The organism is Armatimonas sp., from assembly GCF_043760365.1.
GTDB lineage: Bacteria > Armatimonadota > Armatimonadia > Armatimonadales > Armatimonadaceae > Armatimonas.
Window position 1 is genome coordinate 1 of the sequence record NZ_JAYUPA010000853.1, and the last position, 3,120, is coordinate 3,120.

3 protein-coding genes and 1 pseudogene are annotated in these 3,120 nt (G+C 61.1%); 2 read left to right on the top strand and 2 right to left on the bottom strand.

Annotated features, from left to right (window positions below; translation table 11 throughout):
- Both ACH2EH_RS21115 and ACH2EH_RS21120 read right to left on the bottom strand, forming a co-directional pair.
- Positions 1 to 911 (bottom strand): annotated as a pseudogene (locus ACH2EH_RS21115) (peptidase M61); the annotation flags it as partial.
- A gap of 8 nt (positions 912 to 919) precedes the next feature.
- A complete protein-coding gene (locus tag ACH2EH_RS21120) occupies positions 920 to 1,285 on the bottom strand; it encodes an HAD-IA family hydrolase (RefSeq protein ID WP_395144834.1) in 366 nt (121 codons plus the stop codon).
- Positions 1,286 to 1,587: 302 nt separating this feature from the next.
- Here ACH2EH_RS21120 and ACH2EH_RS21125 point away from each other — a divergent pair, with 302 nt between their 5' ends.
- Both ACH2EH_RS21125 and ACH2EH_RS21130 read left to right on the top strand, forming a co-directional pair.
- Entirely contained in the window at positions 1,588 to 2,145 is a 558-nt protein-coding gene (locus ACH2EH_RS21125) for a hypothetical protein (protein WP_395144831.1), read from the top strand.
- 60 nt (positions 2,146 to 2,205) lie between these two features.
- On the top strand, positions 2,206 to 3,120 hold a 915-nt coding region (locus ACH2EH_RS21130), incomplete at its 3' end, for a rhomboid family intramembrane serine protease (protein WP_395144833.1).

Genomic DNA, 3,120 nt, shown 5'->3' on the forward strand with positions numbered 1-3,120 from the left:
TACGGGCGACGGTGCTTGCCGTTCCAGCTATGGACATACTCGTGGGGCAACAAATTCGCGTTCCACTGCCCTGGCGTGCTCGTGCCGTCGCCTAGCGCGTTGGGCCGCAGCACATTGACCGTGGACTCATGATGCTCTAGCCCGTACTGGGGCAAGCCACTGGTGAGTGCCAGCAGAAACGTAAATTTGTCGTAGTGCCGTGCCCCGAAGAGTGCGGCGCTCTCGGTGACGAGCTTTTGCATACAGCTCAGGGTATGTGCATTGGGAGTCGCGACCTCGTCGGTGTCGGCTAGCACGGCCAGCGTGTGGGGGACGCCATCGGGGCTGGGGAGCGCAAAGCGCCGCAGATACCGCCCCGCAAAGACCGGCGAGTCCATGAGCCGCTCCAGGGAAACTGTCGGCGTAGTGGGCAGAGAAGTCGCTTTCTGCCAGCCATCGGGCAGCAAGAGTGTCGGCGCAAGTAGCGTCGTCTTCAGATCGGAGCCACGCGGGGCAAGCAGCAGAGCGCTGGGATTGATCACCGCAAGCTGCGCTGTCGCCGCCACTCCGTAGGCGATCTCATCCGAGTCATTGGGCTTGGGCAGGTAGTCGAAGCGCGCCTCAAGCTCACTCACTCCAGGAGGCACCGTGAGCTGAAACGCATAGACATCGTAGCCATCGCGCCGCCACGAGATCGGCTTGCCCTTGCCGGAGAACACTAGTCGCACCAGATTTTGCACCGGCCCTACCGGCTCATGCATCCCCGGGATCCACTTGGGGTACTCCAGTGTCAGCGGCCCGGGTTTCACGGCAAAGCGCTGGGTCACATGAACCACTTGCTTGCTGACCTCACGGGCATCTATGGTGAGTGTGAGAGGCGCGGGCGGCGCGGCTAGGCAAAGCGCGACGAAGGCACAGGCGGAGAAAACCATGGCCTATCTTACCCTAGGAGAGTCTCCAGAGAAAGCTCGGCCAGTGAGGCGACGGTCTGATCAGCGGCGGAGAGATCCATAGTCGCGGTCATGGGATTAGGCACGGCGATGCAGTAGCACCCGGCGGCCTTGGCCGCGAGCACTCCATGATGCGAGTCCTCGATGGCGATGCACTCCCTCGGGTGCAGGCCAAAGTGCGCCGCCGTTTTTTCGTAGAGCTCGGGGTGAGGCTTGGCGCGCGCGACATCGTCGCTGGTGTAGAGTGCCTCGAAGTGCGCACGCAGGCCCAATCGCTCCAGGTGACTCTGTACCCAGTCCCGTGGCGACGATGATGCCAGCCCGATGTGTAGCCCACGCTTCCCAGCCAGCTCCAGCCAGTCACGACTCCGGGGCGAATGGGCTCGGCATGAAGCGCGGTCATAAACGCTGCCTGGCGGTGCGCACGCAGTGTCGCGTGGTCAACAGGCGTCCCTAAAAGCACCTCAAGATGCGTATAGGGATTAAAAGTCGCCTCGCCGGGAGCGAGCCCAATCGCGGAGAGCCACAGCGCACGAGGGAGGATTTGCCCCCACTGATGGTAAATATTCTCCCACGCATGGAACTCGGGGGTCTCGGTATCCAGTATCGTTCCATCGAAGTCAAAAATGAGTGCTCGCATCCGTTTAAGTGTACCCGCATGATCCAACAACAAGCTGCCCGGCAGTCCCAAGAGCGTATCGTTATCCAGCCCCACCTGCCTCCCCGTGACCAGGCTGACTTAAAGATTGGCTGGATCTATGCCGCAGTCACCTTCCCACTCCTCTTGCTAACAATGCTCGCGATGGTGGCGCTGTTTGGTTGGCTGGGAAGCGTGCTCTTCGCCGGCCCGAGCGGCGGTTTCCTAGCGCTCCTGGGGCCGCTTGCGTTTCTTCTGATGCTCCGTAAGATCAGTGTTCTCCGTCTGGAGCTCGACACGCATGGCGTGCACATCAAGCGCCTGCTGGCCCCCACGGAGACAATTCCCTGGAGCGAGATCGAGAGTATCGAGCCGGTAAGCCGCAAGACCCTGGTCATGGAGGGCTGGGTGTGCTGGCCCCCCAAGGAGCAGACCTTCTCCATGACCGCGCAGGGGCACTATCGAATCCGTCACCGTCGTGGTTTCTTCTTCTTCCCTCCGGCTGACCCCGGCCAGTTTGAGCGCAGCATCGCCCAGCTCCGCCAGACGACGAGTCCTGCGGGCTGGTGGAAAAGCTAGACAGACTCAATTTCTATCCCTGCAATCCTGTGAGTGAGGCTGTATACTAGACAGCAATCCATGCTGTTTCTGGCTCTGCTGTTACTGCTCGCTCTGGTGGTCTTGCTGTTTACGCCCATCCTGCCCCTACGGCGGCGGCGTGCTGGCGTGGCGAACTTCCCGTTCGTCACCCTTGGCCTGCTGGCGATCAACTCCGTGATTTTCTTTGGCAACCTATCCCCCACAGAGGGGCTCGTGATCTCGGAGAGAGTCGTGCAAAGCTGGGGGCTGATGCGTGGGCACCTTCAGTTTCTCCCGTTGATTAGCTACGCTTTTGTGCATAGCGATCTCTTCCACCTTCTGGGGAATATGATCACGCTCTATGTCATCGGGGTGCATCTTGAAGAGGCACTGGGCAACCTTGCCTATCTAGTGGCCTATCTTGCGGGGGCACTGGTGGCGGGGCTGGCGCACGTGCTGATTACCAATGCCTTTTTCCCGGTCGCCCCCCCCGAGGAGTCACTTATTGGTGCGTCGGGGGCAATATTTGCGGTGCTGGGGCTCTTTGCGGTGCGCTTCTGGCGAACCCGAGTGCGGCTCTTCGGGATTCCTGCTGTCCCTGCCGCTATCGCGGTTAGTATCGTGATGGTGCTCCAGATATTTCTCGCGATTCGCTCCCTCGTGACCCCGGGTGCGGATCAGGTGGCCTATACCGCGCACCTTGCGGGCTTCTTTTTTGGTCTGGGGATCGCCTTCCCCCTGCGCGTGCTGGAGCAGAGCGCCCGCGAGTACGGGATCGAGGATGCGGAGGCAGCACTGGCTCAAGGTGATCTGCCCACGGCGGCGCGCTACTACCGCGAGCTTCTGGTACGCACTCCCACTGATGGTGGTCTTGCACACACCCTCGCGCTGGTGCAGCTCCGCCTGGGCGACCAGGAAGTTGCCCACCGGTACTTCACCGAGGCACTCGATCTCTTCTCTAAACAAGGCAATGCG